General features: G+C 71.3%; 21 protein-coding genes. 8 read left to right on the top strand and 13 right to left on the bottom strand.

Translation table 11 applies throughout. The features are described 5' to 3' along the window. Genes BLU08_RS12490 through flgB form a run of 10 tightly spaced genes read right to left on the bottom strand, consistent with a single transcriptional unit; the run spans position 1 to position 6,997 of the window. On the bottom strand, positions 1-1,338 hold the full coding sequence (locus tag BLU08_RS12490; protein WP_090199912.1) for a flagellar hook-associated protein FlgK: 1,338 nt from the start codon (positions 1,336-1,338) through the stop codon (positions 1-3). Continuing rightward, positions 1,338-1,628 carry a hypothetical protein gene (locus BLU08_RS12485; protein WP_090199910.1) on the bottom strand — a complete coding sequence of 97 codons (291 nt, stop codon included), beginning with the start codon at positions 1,626-1,628 and terminating at the stop codon, positions 1,338-1,340. The genes BLU08_RS12490 and BLU08_RS12485 overlap by 1 nt, the downstream gene beginning before the upstream one ends. Further along, positions 1,625-2,743 carry a flagellar basal body P-ring protein FlgI gene (locus BLU08_RS12480; RefSeq protein ID WP_090199908.1) on the bottom strand — a complete coding sequence of 373 codons (1,119 nt, stop codon included), beginning with the start codon at positions 2,741-2,743 and terminating at the stop codon, positions 1,625-1,627. Before BLU08_RS12480 ends, BLU08_RS12485 begins: the two co-directional genes overlap by 4 nt. 11 nt (positions 2,744-2,754) lie before the next feature. Beyond that, positions 2,755-3,468, bottom strand: coding sequence for a flagellar basal body L-ring protein FlgH (locus BLU08_RS12475; protein WP_090201394.1), 714 nt, complete (start codon positions 3,466-3,468; stop codon positions 2,755-2,757). Positions 3,469-3,476: 8 nt separating this feature from the next. Beyond that, a complete protein-coding gene (flgG, locus tag BLU08_RS12470; protein ID WP_090199906.1) occupies positions 3,477-4,268 on the bottom strand; it encodes a flagellar basal-body rod protein FlgG in 792 nt (263 codons plus the stop codon). A gap of 15 nt (positions 4,269-4,283) precedes the next feature. Beyond that, a complete protein-coding gene (locus BLU08_RS12465) occupies positions 4,284-5,027 on the bottom strand; it encodes a flagellar basal body rod protein FlgF (protein WP_090199904.1) in 744 nt (247 codons plus the stop codon). A gap of 11 nt (positions 5,028-5,038) precedes the next feature. Then, positions 5,039-5,851, bottom strand: coding sequence for a flagellar hook-basal body protein (locus tag BLU08_RS12460; protein WP_090199902.1), 813 nt, complete (start codon positions 5,849-5,851; stop codon positions 5,039-5,041). Between the two features lie 32 nt (positions 5,852-5,883). Next, positions 5,884-6,237, bottom strand: coding sequence for a flagellar hook assembly protein FlgD (locus BLU08_RS12455; RefSeq protein WP_090199900.1), 354 nt, complete (start codon positions 6,235-6,237; stop codon positions 5,884-5,886). Continuing rightward, positions 6,237-6,653: a flagellar basal body rod protein FlgC gene (flgC, locus tag BLU08_RS12450; protein WP_369816792.1), complete on the bottom strand. Its 417-nt coding sequence runs from the start codon at positions 6,651-6,653 to the stop codon at positions 6,237-6,239. The genes BLU08_RS12455 and flgC overlap by 1 nt, the downstream gene beginning before the upstream one ends. Next, a complete protein-coding gene (gene flgB, locus BLU08_RS12445; RefSeq protein WP_090199896.1) occupies positions 6,650-6,997 on the bottom strand; it encodes a flagellar basal body rod protein FlgB in 348 nt (115 codons plus the stop codon). The genes flgC and flgB overlap by 4 nt, the downstream gene beginning before the upstream one ends. A gap of 326 nt (positions 6,998-7,323) precedes the next feature. Here flgB and BLU08_RS12440 point away from each other — a divergent pair, with 326 nt between their 5' ends. Then, a complete protein-coding gene (locus BLU08_RS12440) occupies positions 7,324-8,037 on the top strand; it encodes a MotA/TolQ/ExbB proton channel family protein (RefSeq protein ID WP_090199894.1) in 714 nt (237 codons plus the stop codon). Next, a complete protein-coding gene (locus BLU08_RS12435) occupies positions 8,034-8,465 on the top strand; it encodes a hypothetical protein (protein ID WP_090199892.1) in 432 nt (143 codons plus the stop codon). Before BLU08_RS12440 ends, BLU08_RS12435 begins: the two co-directional genes overlap by 4 nt. Positions 8,466-8,474: 9 nt before the next feature. Here the strand turns inward: BLU08_RS12435 and BLU08_RS12430 are convergent, their stop codons facing one another. Beyond that, positions 8,475-9,608, bottom strand: coding sequence for a diguanylate cyclase (locus BLU08_RS12430; RefSeq protein WP_090199890.1), 1,134 nt, complete (start codon positions 9,606-9,608; stop codon positions 8,475-8,477). A gap of 275 nt (positions 9,609-9,883) precedes the next feature. Between BLU08_RS12430 and BLU08_RS12425 the strand changes: the two genes are divergently transcribed. From BLU08_RS12425 to BLU08_RS12400, 6 genes are all read left to right on the top strand, one after another. Then, positions 9,884-10,510, top strand: a complete 627-nt coding sequence (locus BLU08_RS12425; protein WP_233995984.1) for a flagella basal body P-ring formation protein FlgA — start codon at positions 9,884-9,886, stop codon at positions 10,508-10,510. A 104-nt stretch (positions 10,511-10,614) separates the two neighbouring features. After that, entirely contained in the window at positions 10,615-10,935 is a 321-nt protein-coding gene (locus BLU08_RS12420) for a flagellar biosynthesis anti-sigma factor FlgM (protein ID WP_157674548.1), read from the top strand. Beyond that, the gene (locus tag BLU08_RS15525; RefSeq protein ID WP_233995983.1) at positions 10,932-11,333 is read left to right on the top strand and encodes a flagellar protein FlgN; all 402 of its coding nucleotides are present in this window, start codon (positions 10,932-10,934) and stop codon (positions 11,331-11,333) included. The genes BLU08_RS12420 and BLU08_RS15525 overlap by 4 nt, the downstream gene beginning before the upstream one ends. Positions 11,334-11,576: 243 nt before the next feature. After that, positions 11,577-12,569 carry a transglycosylase SLT domain-containing protein gene (locus BLU08_RS12410; RefSeq protein ID WP_233995982.1) on the top strand — a complete coding sequence of 331 codons (993 nt, stop codon included), beginning with the start codon at positions 11,577-11,579 and terminating at the stop codon, positions 12,567-12,569. A gap of 68 nt (positions 12,570-12,637) precedes the next feature. Beyond that, positions 12,638-14,686 carry a flagellar biosynthesis protein FlhA gene (locus BLU08_RS12405; RefSeq protein WP_090201386.1) on the top strand — a complete coding sequence of 683 codons (2,049 nt, stop codon included), beginning with the start codon at positions 12,638-12,640 and terminating at the stop codon, positions 14,684-14,686. After that, a complete protein-coding gene (locus tag BLU08_RS12400; RefSeq protein WP_090199888.1) occupies positions 14,683-15,405 on the top strand; it encodes a sigma-70 family RNA polymerase sigma factor in 723 nt (240 codons plus the stop codon). The genes BLU08_RS12405 and BLU08_RS12400 overlap by 4 nt, the downstream gene beginning before the upstream one ends. Before the next feature lie 148 nt (positions 15,406-15,553). Here BLU08_RS12400 and BLU08_RS12395 read toward each other — a convergent pair whose 3' ends face one another. Together BLU08_RS12395 and BLU08_RS12390 are read right to left on the bottom strand one after the other, a co-directional pair. After that, entirely contained in the window at positions 15,554-16,840 is a 1,287-nt protein-coding gene (locus tag BLU08_RS12395) for an acyl-CoA dehydrogenase family protein (RefSeq protein ID WP_090199886.1), read from the bottom strand. Beyond that, a complete protein-coding gene (locus tag BLU08_RS12390) occupies positions 16,840-18,189 on the bottom strand; it encodes a phosphotransferase (protein WP_090199884.1) in 1,350 nt (449 codons plus the stop codon). The genes BLU08_RS12395 and BLU08_RS12390 overlap by 1 nt, the downstream gene beginning before the upstream one ends. Positions 18,190-18,343 lie beyond the last annotated feature (154 nt).

The raw sequence follows: 18,343 nt of genomic DNA, 5'->3' as shown, positions 1-18,343 counted from the left end.
TCAGGCGAGGCCGAGGATGGTGTCGAAGATCTCGCTCGCCACGCGGATCACCCGGCTGTTCGCCTCGAAAGCCTGTTGCAGCCGGACGAGGTTCGCCGCTTCGGCGTCGAGATCGACCCCTGTTTCGGTGAGCAGTTCGGCCTCTGCCGCCGCCGCGATGATCGACAGGCCCTCGCGCGTGGTCGACAGGCCGGCGATCCGGCTCGACAGGGTGAGGAGGACCTCGTCGGTTTCGGCCACCGGGCCGTCCGCAGCGCCGATCGCGGCGATCAGCCCTTCGAGCGCGGCGGTGTCGCGGCTGCCCGCCCCCGCCCCGGCGGTCGCGAGCCCCGCCCCGCTCGCGAGCGCGATGCCGATCGTGCGCGCATTCGTGCCCGAGAACAGCGGCTGGCCCGCCGTCCCGTCGGGCGCGGTGCCCGCGCCTTGCGCCGCGTTCCCGCTGGCGATGACGGCCCCGGCGATCCGGTCGATCGCGCCCTGCTTGCGCCCGTATTCGACCAGCGCCGCCTCGCGCCCGGCCATCGCGCCGGTATCGGGTTCGAAGAACAGGTCGCCGAAGCGGAAGCGATAGGACCCGTCCGCCTCGCGGTCGGCGGTGAGCGTGTTGAACCGCCCTTCCTGCACCACCAGCAGCGGGCTCGGCGCGGCGGAGAGGCGCACTTCGACCGCGCCCTTCTCGTCGAAGCGGGTGACGATGCCGAATTCGTCGCTGATCTGGCGCAGGGTCGCATCGCGCGCGTCGAGCAGTGAGGCCTGCCCGGCCGAACCCTCGCGCGCCGCGGCAAGTTCGCGGTTGATCCGGGCGAGTTCCTCGGCAAGGCCGCGGACATTGTCGACCCCCGCCTCGACCTCGGCCTGGACCAGCCGCCGCGCGTTGCCCAATGCGCTGTCGGCAAACCGAAAGGTGTCGGTGAGCTGGCGCGCGGTTTCGAGCGCGACGGTGCGCAGCGCGGGGTCGAGCGGATCGCTTTCGAGGCTGACCAGCGCCGCCTCGTAATCGACCAGCGCGGGATACAGCCCCGATTCCTCGAGCGCGGTTTCGGCGAGGCGAAGCCCGTCGAGCTCGGCGCTGGTCCGCGCGAGGTCCGCAGCGCTCTCGCGCGCCTGGCGCTGGACCAGCACGCTGTCGATCCGCCTGATCTCGCCGAGCCTGACGCCGCCCAGCGAATCCGCCGAATTCACCCCGATCGTCGCGCTGCCGACCAGCTCGTTCTGGCCGAGCGTGCGGCGGGCGTAATCGGGATTGGACGCATTGGCGATGTTCTGCGCGGTGAGCTCGATGCTCGCCCGCGCTGCCGCGGCGCCGGTCCGGCCGATATTGATGAGCGCGGTGGGCATCACGCCTCATCCTTGCCGGGGAGGTGTTGCGCCAGCGCTTCCTCGATGCTCCGGGCGAATCCGAGGGCGCCCGAGGCAGCGACGATCCCGGCGAGGTGTTCGTCGCGCATGGCGACGTATTGCCGCATTCCCCCGCCGGTGAGCGGGGTGTCCTCGGCAAGGCTCGCCGCGCGCGCGCTCGCCAGCATCCGGCGGACCATGATCGCCTCGAATCCCTCGGCCGCCTCGCGCAGGTCGCGCCGTTCGGGGGAGAGCGCCTCGGCGCGCGCAGGCGAAACCGGGCCGATCACAGCACCACCATTTCGGCCTGGAGGGAGCCCGCCCGCTTGAGGCTTTCGAGAATCACGACGAGGTCCGCCGCGCCGACGCCGAGGAGGTTCAGCGCATCGACGACTTCCGAAAGCGAGGCGGCGCCGGGCATCAGCGCGACCCTATCGGATTCCTCGGTCACGGAAATCGCGCTGTCCTCTTCGAGCGCGGTCTCGCCACCAGCGAAAGGTTCGGGCTGGATCACGCGCGGGGCCTCGTCGATCCGGATGACGAGCTTGCCGTGGCTGATCGCGGCGGGGGCGAGCCGCACCGCCTGGTTGATGACGACCGTGCCCGTCCGGCTGTTGACGATCACCCGCGCCGCGACCGGGGCGGGCGTGACGGAGAGCATCTCGATCTCGGCCAGCAGCGCGGCGCGCGTGTCGGCCGTGGCGGGCAGGGCAAGCGCGATGCTGACCCCGTCGGCGACTTCGGCCATGCCCGGAAAGCGCGCGTTGATCGCATCGCGCACCCGCGCTGCGGTGAGGAAATCGGCGTGGTGGAGGTTGAAGCGCAGGGATGCGCCCGCGTCGAACCCGGTCGCGACCGCGCGCTCGACCGTGGCCCCGTCGGCGATCCGGCCGACGGTTGCGACGTTGACGGTGAGCTGCGATCCATCGCGCGCCGACACGCCGAGCCCGCCGACCGCGACATTGCCCTGCGCCATCGCGTAGATCGCCCCGTCCGCGCCATAGAGCGGGGTCAGCACCAGCGCCCCGCCGCGCAGGTCGCGCGCCTGCCCGATGGTGGAAACCGTGATGTCGATGCGCTGCCCCGGCTTGGCGAAGGGCGGCAGTTCGGCGGTGACGATCACCGCGGCGGCGTTCCTGAGGTTGGGCGACACGCCCGGCGGCAGTTGCAGCCCCAATCGCCCGGACACGCCGCGCATCGCCTCGGTGACATAGGCGAGGTTGTCGTCGCCCGTGCCCTGCAGGCCGACGACGACGCCGTAGCCGGTGAGCTGGTTCGCGCGCAGGCCCTCGAACTGGCCGAGATCGCGGATCCGTTCGGCCCGCGCAATGTCGGGCGCGAGCGCGAGGAGCGCGGCGACGAGCGCGGCGAGCGCGATCCACAGGCGGCGGCGCAGCAGGGCCATCGCGTCCTCCCTCACAGCGGCGAAATCCAGTTGAAGAAGCGCGACAGCCAGCCCGGCCGGCTCGCCTGCTGCACCGCGCCCTTGCCCGAATAGACGATCCGCGCATCGGCGACCCGCGAGGAGGGCAGGCGGTTGTCGGCGTCGATGTCGACGAGCCTTATGCGCCCGGCGAACTGGACCCATTCGTCCCCCTGGCTCAATTGCATCAGTTTCTCCCCGACGACTTCGGCGGTCCCGTTGGGATGGATCGCGGTGATCGTGACCGTGAGGGTTCCGTTGAGCCGGCTCTGCTGCGCGGCGTTTCCGCCACCGTTGAACGACCCGTCGCCGCTCGCGTTAAGGGCCTGCGGGTCGAGCAGGGAAAGCGGCCCTGCGGCGGGCGGGACGAGCGCGAAGGCCCCCTCGCGCGTGGTCTGGCCGGAGGTGCTTTTCGATGTCGTGGTGCTTTCGACCAGCACGATCGTGACCATGTCGCCCGGCGCCCGCGCCCGGGTCCCGGTGTGGAGCCCGGCATAGCCCTCGCTCGCGCGGAAGATCGCGCCCCGCTGGCCCGGCTGGGGCGCGGCGAAGGCATTGGCGACCGGTTCGGCCGCGCGCGCATCGCCCGGCTGGGGCGCGCCCGGCGGCGGAGCGGTGAAGCCGGGGCGCGGGCCGCCGCCGATGCAGCCGGCGAGGGAAAGCGCGAGCGAGAGAGGAAGCGCGAGGGCGAAGACGCGGCGCGGCACGGCCTTCCTCACAGCGTCTGGTTGGCGTTGCGGAGCATTTCGTCGACCGCGCTCACCATCTTGGAATTGATCTCGTAGGCGCGCTGGGCCTCGATCATCTCGACCAGCTCCTCGACCACGTTGACGTTGGAGCCTTCGAGCATCCCCTGGCGCACCTGCCCGCGCCCCAGCTGGCCCGCGATGCCGAGTTCGGCAGGGCCGCTTGCGGCGGTCTCGATCAGGAAATTGTCGCCGATCGCGCGCAGACCGGCCGGGTTCACGAAATTCGCGACCTGGATCTGACCGAGCTGGACCGGGGCGGCCTGGCCGGGCTGGACCGCGCTGATCGATCCGTCGGGCGCGATCGTGAGCGATTGCACCCCTTGCGGGACCTGCACCGGTGGCGTCACCGAATAGCCCTGGCTGGTGACGAGATTGCCCTGCGGCGAAAGCGTGAAATTGCCCGCGCGGGTATAGGCGACCTGCCCGCCCGGCGGCAGTTCCACCTGGAAATAGCCCGGCCCGTCGAGCGCGATGTCGAGCGCGTTGCCGGTCGCGTTCAGCGTCCCCTGGCTCTCGATCCGCGAGGTGCCCATCACCTGCACCCCCGTGCCGAGATTGAGGCCCACGGCATAGGCGGTCTGGTTGGTCGATTGCTGCCCGGCCACCCGCTGTTCCTGATAGGCGAGCGTCGCGAAATCGGCACGGTCGCGCTTGAAGCCGGTCGTGCCGATATTGGCGAGGTTGTTGGCGATGACGCGCATCCGCGCATCCTGCGCTTCGAGGCCGGTGCGCGCGACGTGGAGGGCGGAGGTGGGCATTTTTCGACGGGTCCCTTACTGGAGCGAGAGGAGGCGGCTGCCCGCCTCGTCGAGTTCGCCGGCGGTGCGGATCACCCGCGCGCGCTGTTCGAAGGCGCGCTGGGCCTCGATCATCTGGACGAGCGCCTCGGCGGTCTCGACGTTCGAGGATTCGAGCGCGCCGGGCGTGACGGTCGCGGTCGGATCGGGCGGGAGCACGCCGCCGCCGGGGACTTTGAGGAAACTGTCCACCCCCTTGGCGAGCGCGCTGCCCTCGGGCGAGACGAGGCGGATGCGATCGAGCGTCTCGGCCCCGGCGCCGGGCGCGGCAGGGTCGCCCGCGAGAACCGAGCCGTCCGCGCCGATCGCGATGGCAAAGCCCGCGGGAACGGTGATCGGACCGGCATTGCCCAGCACCGGCAGGCCCTCGCCGTTCTCGAGCACGCCCGTCGGGCCGACGCGCAGGTCCCCGCGGCGCGAATAGACCTCGCCCCCGTCCGGCCCCTGGAAGGCGATCAGCGCGCGGCCCGACACCGCGATGTCGAGCGGGCGGCCGGTGGGGTTCACCCTGCCGCCCGTAAGGTCCGCCCCGCGCACGCTCCCGCGCGCCATGGCGCGGGCTTCGGGCACGGCGTCGGCACGGAGGGTGGCGGGGGTGACGGCGAAGACCTCGCGCCGGAACCCGGGGGTCGAGGCGTTGGCGAGGTTGTTCGCCGTCGCCCGCTGCCGGTCCATCGCGGCGTTCATCGCGGTAAGCGCGGTGTAGATGAAGCGGTCCATCTCCTATCGCCTTACGAGCGCAGGTTCAGCACGGCCTGAGAGATCTGCGTCGCGGTGTCGATCGCGCGGGCATTGGCCTGGAAATTGCGCTGCGCGGTGAGCAGCGAGACCATCTCCTCGGCAAGGTCGACGTTCGAACGTTCGAGCGCGCCCGACAGCAGCTTGCCGTAATTGCCCACCCCCGGCTCGCCATAGACGGGCGCGCCGGATTCGGCGGTCGCGTTCCAGTTGGTCAGCCCTGCCGAGCGCAGCCCGTCGGCAGCCGGGAAGGTCGCCAGCGCGATCCGCGCGACCGGTTCGCTGGTGCCGTCCGAATAGGCCGCCGAGACGAGCCCGGTCGAATCGATCGAAACGCTGGAGAGCGAGGAGCCCGCCGCGTTGGTCACCGCGATGACGAGATTGCCCGGAGTCGTGCCGGTGGTAGCGCCGGTCGCATCGACCGCCATCGCCTGGACGAGGTTGCCGTTCGCATCCTGCAACTCGCCGCTCGCGACGATGCGGAAATTGCCGTTGCGGCTGAAGGAGATGTCGCCCGAAGCCGGGTTCGCGGCGGCGAAGAAGCCGTCCCCGTTGATCGCGAGGTCGAGGCTCCGCCCGGTCTGTTCGAGCGGGCCGAGGCTGAAATCCTGCGAGATCGCGGACACGGTCGAACCGATCCCCGGCGTCTTGCGCGGATCGGTGTTCGAACCGCTCGCCACGAGATCGGCGAAGGCGGCGTTGCTCTTCTTGAAGCCGACCGTCTCTGCATTGGCGATGTTGTGCGAGATGACGCGCAGGTCGGTCTCGGCGTTCTTCATACCGGACAGCGAGGTGAAGAAGGACATTGGCGATTGCTCCTTTGCGGAAGGGAGGGGAATCAGGCGATCGAAGGCGCGGCGGCGGCGGCGGCGCGGGCCGCCTCGGCGGCGGCTTCGGACGCGGCGCGCGCGGCTTCCTGCGCCTCGATCAGCCGGTCGAGCTTGGCCGAGATTCCCTCCAGCGTCGCCCCGCTCTCCGAAGTCGCGGCGAGCGCGGAAAACTGCGCCATCTGCGCGAGCATCTGTTCGTTGTCGACCGGCTCCAGCGGGTCCTGGATCGTCAGCTGCGTCGTCAGCAGGCGCAGGAAATCGCCCGAATCGAGGCTTGCCAGCGGGTTGTCCGCGCGCGGCAGGCGGGAGGGCGCGTTGAGGCGGTCGAGCGCGGCCTGCGCGCCCGGGGGGATCGGGTCCATCACTTGCTCCTGAGCGTGTCGAGCATCAGCCGCTTGGCAGTCTGCAGCGCCTCGACGATGTTCTGGTATTGCCGCGCGCTCTCCATCAGCTCGACCATCTCGGCGCTTTCGTCGACGCCGGCTTCGAAGACGTGGCCGGTCTCGTCGGCGAGCGGGTGGCCGGGATCGTAGCGCTTCACCGGCGGGGTTTCGGATCGCACCAGCCCCGCGCTTTCGACCCCGACCAGGCCGGAAGCCTCGTCTAACCGGGCGGCGAAGACCGTGCGGATCGGACGGTATGCGGCGTCCTCGGTGGAAGAGACCGAACCCGCATTGGCGAGGTTCGAGGTCGCCGCGTTCATCCGCACCAGCTGCGCCGACATGGCGCGGGTGGTGAGATCGAACAGGCTCATCGCCCGGGGACCGGACATGGTCATTCTCCCTTCAGCGCGCGGGTGATGGTGGAAACCTTACCCTCGACGAAGGAGAGCGTGGCCGAATAGCGCAGGGCGTTCTCGGCGAAGGCAACCTGTTCGCGCCCGAGCTCGACCGTGTTCCCGTCGAGGCTCGCCATGGTCGGCGCGCGGTAGACGAGGTGGTTGCTCGCACCCGTGTCCGCCCGCGCAGGGTCGAGCCGCGCCTCGAGCGCGCCGGCGAAGTCGATGTCGCGCGCCTTGTAGCCCGGCGTCGCGGCGTTCGCGATGTTGGACGCGATCAGCCCCATGCGCTGCGAACGCAGCTCGAGCGCGGCGCCGTGAATGCCGAAAAGTCGCTCGCTCATGAACGCCTCTGCTCTCTCCTGCCGCGTCGCCCGGACCCTCGCCGCTGGGGCGCGGGGGGCGGTGGAAGTGTCGGTTGCGGGCCGCGTAAAAGCGCGGCGACCCCCGCTCTGCATCACCCGTGCCAATTCGCTTGCCGTCCGGGCTCTGCGCCCTTTTCCGCCGGTCCGAACGGGGTATCCCGCCCGTCTCGCGGCAGGTTCGTGCCGCCCGGGCACGGCACCGGGCAGGATCCTGCCGCCCCGGGCATGCGCGCGCCTCTTAATCCTTGCGCCGCGGCGCCGTTCTTCCCCCCGCGAGGGGCGCCGGTGAGGAGGACGATTGCTGCATGGACGGGCCGAGCGATCTGGCCGGACTGCTGGACCCCGGCGCGCTCGCGATCGTCGTCGCGGGGACGCTCGTCGCGACCGCGGCGCGCTGCGGCTGGCGCGATTGCCATGCCGCGCTCGCCGCGCTGCCGCGGCTCGGGGGCAGCCGTTTCGACGAGGGCGCGAACCGCATCGCCATCGCCCGGACCCTGCGCGCGATCGAGGCGCAGGGGTTTCGCGCCGCCGACGTGCCGCTGCCGCCCGATCCCTCGCTTGCCCGGCTGGTCGCCGCCTATCTCGCCAGCGGTTCGACCGAGGCGCTCCATTGTGCCCGCCGCGCCGAACGCGCGAGCCGCGAGGTCGCGCGGATGCAGGCGGTGAGGGTCTTCGAATATGCGGGCGAGCTCGCCCCGGTGTTCGGCCTCGTCGGCACGCTCTACGCGATCGCCGGCCTTGCCGACACGCTCGGCGGCAGCCCGGTCGAGACGGTCATGGCCGGGATCGCCACGGCGGTCCTGTCCTCGCTCTACGGCGTGCTCACCGCGCATCTCGCCTGCGTGCCGCTCGCCCGTGCGATCGAGCGGCGCGGGATGCGCGAGGAAGGCGCGCGCGAGGCGCTGGTCGAATGGTTCCTCGCCCATATCGAGAGCGCCCGGATCGAGAGCGCCCGGATCGAGCGCGCCCGGACCGGTGCGGCGGGTTTCGGCCACGGCAGGGTGAGGACGTTCCAATGACGGCGGGGCAGGCAGGCGGCGACGGCGCGGCGTCCTGGCAACTGGTGCTGGCCGATCTCGCGCTGATCCTGTTCCTCGTGACGCTCGCGGCGCTGGCGGGCTCCCATGAACCCGGGCGCACCGAGGCGAACGGAGGCGGCGGGCCGGAGCAGGGCGGGCCGGCGCGTTTCGCCCCCTCGCAGGCGCTCTACCGGGCGGGGCCGGATGCGCCGCCGCTGGACGAATGGCTCGCGCGGCAGGAACGCGACCCGCGCGCGACGCTGACGATCTATGCCCGCCACGATCGGGCCGGCGAGAGCGCGGCCTGGGCCGCGGCGCAGGCGCTTTCGCGCGAGGCTCGCGCGGCGGGCGCGGCGGTGCGGGTGGTGATCGAGCCGGGCGAGGAAACGGCGCTCCACGCCAGCCTCGGCTATGACGGGATGCGGTAAGCAAGGGGATCAGGCCGCGATCACGCGGTTGCGCCCGGCCTTTTTCGCTTCGTAGAGCGCCGCGTCCGCCCGGCCCAGCGCGCCCCTTGGATCGGCGTGATCGGTGACTTCGGCGACACCGGCGGAAAAGGTCACCTTGCCGAAAGGCCGGCCCGTCTCGCGGTCGAGCAATTGCCGGTCCGCCTGCGCCCGCCGCATCGTGTCGAGCCTGCGCCACGCGGCGGCGCGGTCGAAACCCTGCAGCAGCACCGCGAATTCCTCGCCCCCGTGGCGCGCGACGAAAACCGTGTCGCTGGCATGGCTGCCGAGCGTCCCGGCGATCGCGCAGAGGATCCGGTCGCCCGCATCGTGGCCGAAAGTGTCGTTGATCGCCTTGAACCGGTCGACATCGCAGAAGGCGACGCACAGCCGCGTGCCCTTCGCGCGCGCCTCCTCGATCGCGGCGGCGAAGCGGCGTTCGAAGGCGCGGCGATTGGGCAGGCGGGTGAGGTGGTCGACATCCGCCTCCATCCGAGCCCGGGCGAGGTTCTCGCGCAGCTGGCGGGTTTCGGCCTGGCTCTTCTCCATCGCCTGCTCGACCTGCTCGATGCGGGCGAGCATGGTGCGGGACATCTCGATCACGCGGCCCAGGTCGCCCGCGCGGCCCCCGGCGAGGCTCGCCTGCGCCATCGCCTCGATCTGCGCCCCGATCGCCCCGCGGTGGCCGCTCGTCTCGTCCTGCGCGGTCTTGGTCGTCCGGGCGAAGCGCAGGACGGCGTATTCGAGCCGGTCGGTGAGCTTCTCCAGCTCGGCCATGCGCCCGCCGATCTCGGGATCGAGCCGCATCAGCGTGTCGAGCCAGCGCTGGTCGATCGGCTCGCCCGCCGCCTCGCGCGCGGCAAGGCTCGCGGCCAGTTCGGCGCTGGCGCCCGACAGCGCGTTGCAGACCAGCGCGAGATTGGCGCCCGTGACCGCAAGCCCGTGGGAGAGCATGAAGGCCGCGATCCGGTCGAGCAGGGCGCGTCGGCCTTCGGGCGTATGGCGATCGGGCGCTGCGGCTTCGCCCGAAGCCGCCGGCGCGTCGCCGGCCAAGGAGCCCGCGCTCTGGCGAGGCGGCTTGCCCCCGCCGGGCCGGCGGCGCCTGAACTGCGAAACGTAGACCATGTGTCCCAGCCGCACCCTCGGATCGCGTGCACACCTGCGCCTTTTCGCAGGGTCGGCTTAAGGCCCGGCGCGCAAGGAACACCGCGAACGCCCCTAGGGATGAATACCGAGGGCGGGCGGGCACGCCGGACCGCGCGGCAGGGCTGGCACGGCGCTTGCTTTGGCGAGAGGCAGCACCATTCCCGCAGGAGACGCCCGTCATGCCCCCGCCCGTCGCGACCTTTCCGCCGCCATCCGCACGCCCCGCCAGGCCGCGCCGGGCGGGCTTGCCGGCCTTGCGCGGCCTCGCTTTCGCCCCGCTCGCGTTCATCCTAGCCGCGGCGCTGTCCGCCCCCGCGCTGGGAGAGGGCGCGGGCGGGGGCGCGGGCGAGCGCACCGATCCGGCCGCGATCGACGCCGCGGTCGCGGCCTTCACCGGAGCCGCTCCGGGTGCCCCGGGCGGCGCGCTCGCCCCCGCCGACCGGCGCCTGCGCCTCGCCCCCTGCACCGCCCCGCTCGCGGCCGGGTGGCATGGAACGGCGCGCTCCATGGTCCGGGTTGAATGCCCCGATCCGGGCGGCTGGCGGGTGTTCGTCGCGCTGCGCGGCGGACCCGCGCCCGCCGGGGCAGGAGCGCGAAGGGCCGGGGCCGGGACCGCTCCCGCCGCCCCGTCGGTCGAGCGCGGCGATCCGGTCACGGTGATGATCCGCGGGCGCGGCTTCACCATCCAGCAAGCCGGCGAGGCGATGGAGCCGGGGCGCGAGGGCGAATGGATCGGCATCCGCCTGCCGTCCGCCGCGCGCCCCGGCGCGCCTGGCGGCCGGGCCGAGCCGGTGCGCGCCCGCATCCTGCGTCCGGGCCTCGCGGTGATCCCGCTCGGCGCGCGGCGCGAATCCGTCGCTGCGCTCGCGGCGACGGAGTGATCCCGCCTGCCCTTTTTCACGGGGCCGGGGTTAAACCGCGCCCGGCCCGTCCGTCCTTGTGATCAGGAATCCACGACATCGGGAATCCTTCAGGAGACGCAATCATGCCCTCTGTCGAATTGAGCAAGTTGCAGGCCGCCACGCCCGCGCGCGCCCTGTCCGCGGGCGGTGGCGCCGGGCTTTCGGCCGCATCCGCAAAAGGCCGCGCGGGCGCGGCGGCTGCGTCCGCGGGCGATCCGCGCGGCGTCACCATCGAGGTCGGCGGGCGGATCGACGCAAGGCTCGAACCCACCGCGCCGCCGCTCGACCGCGAGCGCGTCGTGGAGATTCGCAAGGCGCTCGAGGAAGGCCGCTACCCGCTGGTGCCGACCCGGATCGCCGATGCGATGATCGCGGCGCAGGTCAGGCTCGGGCTCGAGAAGTGAGCCGCGTGCCCGCCGCCTCCCCCGCCGGCCCCTTCCCCGCGCGGGACGATGCCGTTGCCGCCCTGCGGCAGATGATTGCCACGCTCGAACGCGAACGGCAGGCGCTTGCCGCGCTCGATGCCGGGGGCCTCGTCGAGGCCGCGCGGACCAAGGAGGCGCTGTGCGATGCGCTCGCCTCGCTTGCCCCGGCCGCGCTCGATGCGGAAACGCGCACCCTTGCCGAGACCGCCCGCCGGCTCAACGAGGTCAACCGCCGGGTCCGCAACCTCCTCGCCGCCAATGTCGCCGCCCGGATCGAGGCGCTGGGCGGCGCGCGGGCGGTCCCGGCGGCGACCTACGCCCCGGCGCGGCTCTTCCCGCGCGCGGCCCGCGCCGAAAGCCTCCTGCCCGAGGGGTGACCGCCGGCCTAGGCATTCGCCCCGAAGCCGCGCGCCCGCCCGTTTCTGGCACGCGGATTGCACCGCCCGATCCGCCTGCCGCCGCATCGCGCGGACCCCGCCGCCGGGGTGCGCCTTGCGGCGGCGAGCCGCGACAAGGACCCCGAAGCAAGCGAGGCAGGACGAGACGTGCCCCATCCCATGCTCCCCCCCGCCGGGACCGCAGCCGGCCGCCCCGCGGACGCTCGCGCGCATCCGGCGCTGGTGCACGGGGACGCAGGCCGACCGGGCCGGATCGCGAGCCGCGCAGGCGCCGCGCCCCCGGAGCCCGCCGAGGCAAGCCCCGCCCCGGCGAACCGGATCGAACGTGCGATCGCCGATGCGGCGCGCCGCACAAGCGTCGATTTCGGCTATCTCGTCGCGCAGGCGCGAGTCGAATCCGCCATGAACCCCGATGCCCGCGCCGCCACCTCGAGCGCGACCGGCCTTTACCAGTTCATCGAGAACACCTGGCTTTCGACCATGCAGCGCCACGGCGCGCGCTTCGGCCTCGGCGAGATCGCGGCGCGGATCGCGCGCGGCCCCGGCGGAGAGGCCGAGGTCGCCGACCCCGCCACGCGCCGCGCGATCCTTGCGCTGAGGCGCGATCCCGAAGTCGCCGCGCTGATGGCTGCGAGCCTTGCCGAGGACAACCGCGCCGAGCTCGCCCCCGTGCTGGGCCGCGAGCCCGATCATGCCGAGCTCTACCTCGCCCATTTCCTCGGCGCGCGCGGCGCGGCGCGGTTCCTCACGGAAATGGCGCGCGATCCCGGCCAGAGCGCGGCCGCGCTCTTCCCCCGCCCCGCCGCCGCGAACAAGCCGGTGTTCCACGGTGCGGGCGGTCGGGCACGCAGCCTTGCCGAAGTGATGGAGCAGCTTTCGGCAAGGCTCGAACGGGCCGGCGCGCCCACCCCGCACGGCCCCGCGCGGCCGCCTTTCCCGGTCGCGGGCGACGCCGTGTTCGGCCCCGGCGCGCCGACCGGGGCCAACCGCCCCGTGATCGCGCCCCTGCCAACCCTCTTCGAGGCTCCGCCGCCGCCCCCGGTCCGTGCGATATCGAGCGTGCTCTCGGCGACGTTCGGCGGGACGGGCGGCGGGACCGGCGGCGGGACCGGCGGCGGGACCGGCGGCGGGACCGGCGGCGAAACCCCCGGGCTCGAGCGCGCGGGAGAGCGCGTCCGCGCGGCCTATGACCGGCTGAAGGCGCTCGGCCTGTGAACGCGCCCGCCCCCCTGCCCGGCGCCCTCGCCCCCTTCGCCCGGCGCTTCGGCGGCGCCGGTGCGGCAATGGCGCTGCCCGTCGGCATCTTCGCGCTGTTCGCGCTGATGGTGCTGCCGATCCCGACCGTCCTGCTCGACGTGTTCTTCGTGCTCAACATCGCCATCGCGGTCGCCGTGCTGATGGCGGCCCTCAATTCGAAGGAGCCGCTCGACTTCTCCTCCTTCCCGACCGTCCTGCTGTTCGCGACGCTGCTGCGGCTCGCCCTCAACGTCGCCTCGACCCGCGTCGTGCTGGTCAGCGGGCACGAAGGCGGCGCGGCGGCGGGCGAGGTGATCGAGGCCTTCGGCCAGTTCCTCGTCGGCGGCAATTTCGCGGTCGGCCTGTTCGTCTTCGCGATCCTCCTCATCATCAACATGATCGTCATCACCAAGGGCGCGGGGCGCGTGTCCGAAGTGTCGGCACGCTTCGTGCTCGATGCGCTGCCGGGCAAGCAGATGGCGATCGACGCCGACATCGCCGCCGGGCTCATCACCAGCGCCGAAGCGCGCGAGCGGCGACGGCGGGTCACGGTGGAGGCGGATTTCCACGGCTCGATGGACGGCGCGTCCAAGTTCGTGAAGGGCGATGCGGTGGCGGCGCTGCTGATCCTCGCGGTCAACGTGATCGCGGGCTTCGCGCTCGGCATGATCGGGCACGGGCTGTCGGCGGCGGAGGCGGGGGAGCTTTACGTCACGCTCGCGGTGGGCGATGCGCTGGTGGCGCAGGTCCCGGCCCTGCTGCTCTCGATCGCGGCCGCGGCGATCGTCACGCGGGTGTCCGACACGCGCGATCTCGCCGGGCAGATCGGCGGGCAGTTCGCCGACCCGCGCGCCTGGCTGCCGGTGGCGCTGATCCTCGGCGGGATCGGGCTGGTCCCGGCGATGCCGCAGGCGATCTTCCTGCCCGCCGCGGCCATCGCGGGCGGCATCTGGTGGGCGCTGCGAAACGCGGCGCGCCAGCCGGTGCCGGACGATTCGCCCGCGATCGAGGAGGGGCCGCCCGACCGGATCGAGCTCGCCGATGTCTCCGACCAGACGCTGGTGACGATCGAGCTCGGCTACGGGCTCGTCCCGCTGGTCGACGAGGCCCGCGATGCCCCGCTCGTCTCGCGCATCACCGGCATCCGCAAGCAATTGTCGCGCGATCTCGGCTTCGTCCTGCCGCAGTTCCGCATCCGCGATTCGCTCGATGCCGCGCCCAACGACTACGCCGTGCTGCTCGGCGGGGTGACGGTGGCGAGGGGTTCGGTCCGGCCGGGCCGGCTCCTCGCGATCGACGCCGGCGACGTGCGGGGCGAGCCGCCCTATGCCGCGCTCGGATTGAAGGGAGAGCCGACGCGCGATCCGAGCTTCGACTGCCCCGCCCTGTGGATCGATCCGGGCGCGCGCGATCATGCCGTGGCGGAAGGCTTCCTCGCGGTCGATGCCTCGACCGTGATCGCGACCCATGCGAACCAGGCGCTGGCCGAGGCTGCGCCGCAACTGCTCGGCCCGTCGGAGGTGCAGGACCTGCTCGACGCGCTCAAGGATCGCAGCCCCGCGCTGGTCGAGGCGGTCCATCCCGATCCGCTGTCATTGGCCGCGCTCACCCGCATCTTCCGCGCGCTGATCGGCGACGGCATCTCGCTCGCCCACCCGCAGCCGCTCTTTACCAGCCTTGCCCTCGCGCTGCAGAAGAGCCACGATTTCGACGCGTTGATCGACGCCGTGCGGATCGATCTCGGCGCGCGGCTGGTGGCGCAGGTCTGCGCGCCGGGCGAACGACTCAAGGTCGCGACGCTCGAGGCGGGGCTGGAAAGCGCGATCCTCGGCGGCATGACCGATCCCGCGACCGGCCAGCCGCTGATCGAGCCCGAATGCGGCGGCATGATCGCGCGGCGTATCGGCGAACTCGCCGCCGAGCACGGGCCGCTCGCCCTGATCGTCCAGCCGCCCGCGCGGCGCGCGCTCGCCGGGCTGCTGCGCGCGCGGGCGAAATCCTGCCTCGTCCTGTCGATCAACGAACTCCCCGCGAGCCAGCCGGTCGAGGTCGTCGCCGTGATCGGTGAGGCCGCGCAGGAGGCGATTGCCGCATGAGGCACGATGCCGCCTTTCACGCCGCCTATGGCGCGGCGAGCCAGGCCGAGGTCGAGGACCGCGTGCGCCGCTTCCTGCCGATGGTCCACCGCGCGGCGTGGCATATCTATGGCATGGGGCGGGACGGGATCGAGGTCGAGGACCTCGTGCAGACCGGGATCATGGCGCTTACCGAATGCGCGCGGCGCCATTCCGGGCCGGGCGAGGACGGGTTCGCCGCCTATGCCAAGATCCGCGTGCGCGGGGCGATGCTCGACCAGATCCGGCGGCTGATGAACGACACCCGCACCGCCCGCAAGCGCCGCGCCGCCTATGAACGCACGGTCGAGCGCCTGCGCATGGAGACGGGCCGCGAACCGGGCCGCGCCGAAATCGCCGCCGCGCTCCGCATCAGCGACGGCGAACTCGTGGCGATCGAGGCGAGCGCGGTCACGATCACCTCGATCAGCGAGGAATACGACGAAAGCAACGCCGCCTTCGCGAGCGAGGAACCCGACCCGTTCGAGGCGCTGTGCGCCGCCGAGGACCGCGAACGGCTGGCCGCGGCGCTCGGGAGACTGCCCGACCGGCTGAAACTGGTGCTGCAATTGTTCTTCGTCGAGGAGCTGAACCTCACCGAAATCGCCGCCGTGCTGGGGGTCAGCGTGCCGCGAGTCCACCAGCTGCGCGCCAAGGCGCTGAAGGATTTGCGGGCGCTGATGGAGGAAGAAACGGGCTGAATCCCTGCGAAGGCAGGGACCTCAGGCAAGGAAGCGCCACGCTATCCCCGAGTCCCTGCGAAAGCAGGGACCCCAGGCGAGGAAGCGCCTTGCCGAGGGAGGTCCCCGCCTTCGCGGGGACTCGCAGAATGGGGCACTCACGCTCGCTTCAGCCGAACTGCCCCTTCTTCGGCCCGAGATAGCCGAACAGATAGGCCCCCACCTTCCTCATCTGGATCTCCTCCGAACCTTCGGTGATTCGATAACGCCGGTGGTGGCGGTAGATGTGCTCGAACGGGGTGTGGCGCGAATAGCCGATGCCGCCGTGGACCTGCATCGCCCGGTCCGCCGCCTCGCAGCACAGGCGGTTGGCGTAGTAATTGCACATCGAGACCTTGTCCGAGATCGTCCGTTCGATCTCCTCGTGGGGCATGTTGTCCATTTCCCATGCGGTCTTGAAGATGAGGAGCCGCAGCATCTCGGCCTGCGTTGCGAGTTCCACCAGCGGAAACTGGATCGCCTGGTTGCGCGACAATTCCTGCCCGAAGGGCTTTCGTACCCTCGCGTATTTCACGCTCTCGTCGATGCAGAACAGCGCCGCCCCGCAGGAGCTCGCCGCCTGCCTGATGCGGTTCTGGTGGACGAAGCTCTGCGCCAGCGCGAGGCCCCTGCCTTCCACGCCGAGGATCGCGGAATCGGGAACCCACACGTCAGTGACCGACAGGCGCGGGTGGTCGGTCGGCATGTTGAAGGTCCACAGCCATTCCTCGATTTCGAGGCCGGGCGTGGGGTTCGGCACGAGGAAGCAGGTGATCCCCGAGGCGTCCCCGTCCTTGCCGCCGGTGCGGGCGAACATCGCGCAATGGGTCGCGGTGTGCATCCCCGTGATCCACATCTTCTCGCCATTGATGAGCCAGCCGTCCACGCCGTCGCGCGTCTCCCTCACCGCGCGCGTTTCCATGTGGGTCGCGTCCGATCCGTGATCGGGTTCGGTCAGGCCGAAGGCGACGCGGCGCTTTCTTTCGAAGCCGCCTGTGATGAATTCCTCTTTCTGCTCATCGGTCCCCCATTGCTCGAACATGGCGACGAAGGGGAAATTGCCGACGATGGAGTGCTCGTTCTGGAGATCGTTGTGCAGCCCGAGGCCCTTCCTCGCGAAATGCTCGCGGATGACCGCCATCCACAGGTTCGAGCCGTCCTTGCCGCCGTATTTCTTGGGCGCGGAGAAACGCCAGTGACCCGCCTTGTCGGCGCGTCGGGTGGCCTCTTTCAGCAAGTCCTCCCATTCCTCGCGCGGAAGGCCGCCCGCTTCCCAGTCGGTGCGCGCGTGTTCGCGCCGGTGGTCGAAGAAGCGGATATTGTCGTCCTGCTGTTCGAGCGGCTTGATCTCGGCCTCGATAAAGGCGTCGAGTTCTCCCAAGTAGGCTTGCAGGTCTGCGGGAATGGCGAAGTCCATTAGTCGATCACCTCTGTTGATTCGCTCCACAAAGCCCGCGCTACTGCGAGCGCCGGGTATTTCGGGGAGTCGGTTTCCAGCTTGTCGAGTGCGTCACGTCTGAGCCGCGGTATGGTCGGGTCTGTCATCATCGACCGTTTGCCCGACAGGAAGTCGTCAGCCAGTTCCTTGTCCGAAACGCGCGGACAGATGGCATATTGGCGGGCCAGAATGCCAAGCGCGTTGCGGGCGACAGCGAGTTGGAAGCGATCATGCCCCTCCAGTCGATCCTTGATTGTTGCCAGCCATTCGGACACGGCGGTTGCAATCTCTCCGGTTTGGGCCTCGCCGAAATACAGATAGTCGTCGGACATTCGTTCTTTCGGCGTGATGCCGTCGGTAAGCGCGTCCTCCTCGAGCAGCATAAGCAGATCGAGTTCCTGCTCGCTCGTCCGGCGCGAGATCACCACGCGTTCGAGCATCCGGTCGGAGCCGTCGCGCCAAACTCGCGCACAGCGCAGGCACCCCATGGCCCACCACACGGTGCGGTGGACCAGCCAGTAGCGGAAGCGGTCGCGGTCGACCGTGCGCCCGCTTTCGGCCTCGTAGGCGGCGAAATAGTCTGCGAGGCTGCCGAGGCCCAATGCGGGCCGGTCGTAGCGGTGGAAGCGCCACACCGCCATGCAGCCGAAGGCGAGGTCCTCGTGGCTGTCACCGAAATGGGCGAGTTCCCAGTCGAGCACGCCGGTAAGGTCGGAGTTCTCCGCGAGGATATTGCCCATGCGGTAGTCGCCGTGGTTGAGGACCGGCTCGCAAGGCTCAGGGCAATTGTCCTCCATCCACTTTAGGCCCAGCGCGATGATCGGCCTGTCGCCGCCCGCTTCCTCGAACTGGCGGCGAAGGTCCGCGATCGCCGCGCGGTAATCCATCACCGGCACGTCCCCGGGCACGTCTCCCGGCCTGAGCGAATGGATGCGGGCGAGGTCGCGCGCGACCTGCCGGAGCAGGCCCGCGGGGTCCTCCATCGCGAGGATCTCTTTCGGGTTCGGCGTTCCGGGAAGCGCGCGCATGACGAAGCCCGAGCCGATGCCGTCTTCCGGGGCAAGTTCGACCACGACTTCCGGCGCGGTGACGCCGGCGGCGCGCGCGGCGCGGATCACGGCCGCCTCGGTCGCATGGCCGTAAGGGCGGTCCTGCATGAATTCGAGGGAGGGTGCGCGGCGCAGGACGAAATCCTCGCCCCCGGACGAAAACCGCCAGCTTTCCATCGTCGCCCCGCCGGTGAGCCGGTGCAGCCCTTCCGGCGCGCCCATCCCGGCCCGCGCGAGCGCCTTCGCCAGCCCCTCCGCGAGCGTCCGGGCGTCGATCATCGAAACGCCCTTTTTCCCGGCTTTCCTGACCGAAAACCGCGAGCGGGCTTCGCCTCGGCCCTTTTCACGTCAAATCCGCGCATCCGTCCCCCAAGGCGCGCCCGCCGGGCACCCCCGGCGAGTGGCTTTCATCAACCAAATCCCCTCACACCGC

The organism is Erythrobacter sp. HL-111 (assembly GCF_900105095.1).
Taxonomy (GTDB): domain Bacteria; phylum Pseudomonadota; class Alphaproteobacteria; order Sphingomonadales; family Sphingomonadaceae; genus Erythrobacter.
Note: the sequence above shows the minus strand (reverse complement) of the source record. Positions and strands in the feature narration are given on the sequence as shown.